Origin of the sequence: Haloferax sp. Atlit-6N (genome assembly GCF_003383195.1) — an archaeon.
Taxonomy (GTDB): Archaea; Halobacteriota; Halobacteria; order Halobacteriales; family Haloferacaceae; genus Haloferax; species Haloferax gibbonsii.
The window spans coordinates 1-474 of record NZ_QEQJ01000273.1; the positions used below are offsets into that span (position 1 = coordinate 1).

The 474-nt window shown below is 64.6% G+C and carries 1 protein-coding gene; it reads left to right on the forward strand.

Annotated elements, in window-relative coordinates; translation table 11 throughout:
- Nucleotides 1-225, forward strand: a 225-nt coding sequence (locus DEQ92_RS22315; protein ID WP_147299587.1) for a J domain-containing protein, incomplete at its 5' end; no start/stop codon positions are given.
- Nucleotides 226-474 lie beyond the last annotated feature (249 nt).

Sequence of the window (474 nt, forward strand, 5' to 3'; positions counted from 1 at the left end):
GACGTCCCCACGTTCACCCACGGCCCTCGCTCGAACGCCAGAGCGGATCCGGTCTCGGAGGCGTTCGACTACCTGGACCTCTCTCGAGGTGCCAGTCCCGAGGCCGTCAGGACCGCCTACCGCGACCGCGTGAAGTCCGTCCATCCGGATCACGGCGGCTCACAGGCGGAGTTCAAGCAACTCCAAGAAGCGTACGCCACGGCACGAGAACACGCGAGCGAGTAAACTACTGTCTCACGAAGGGACAGTCCCAGTGCCGCCGAAGGCCCGGTCTGCCGCGAGGTTTTATATACGGAGCCGCGGCCAGACCGCGCGTAATGTAGCCCTCGCCACGGCGCGTTCCGCGGTTGCGTGGTACACCGAGCCGTGTGATTCGGAGACGGGCAGTCCCGTGCCACCTGTTCGCCTGCATCGAGAGGCGTCGCTCGGTGTTATAGGGGTTATCGTACGTCCGCATAGATTTCTCGCCGGACG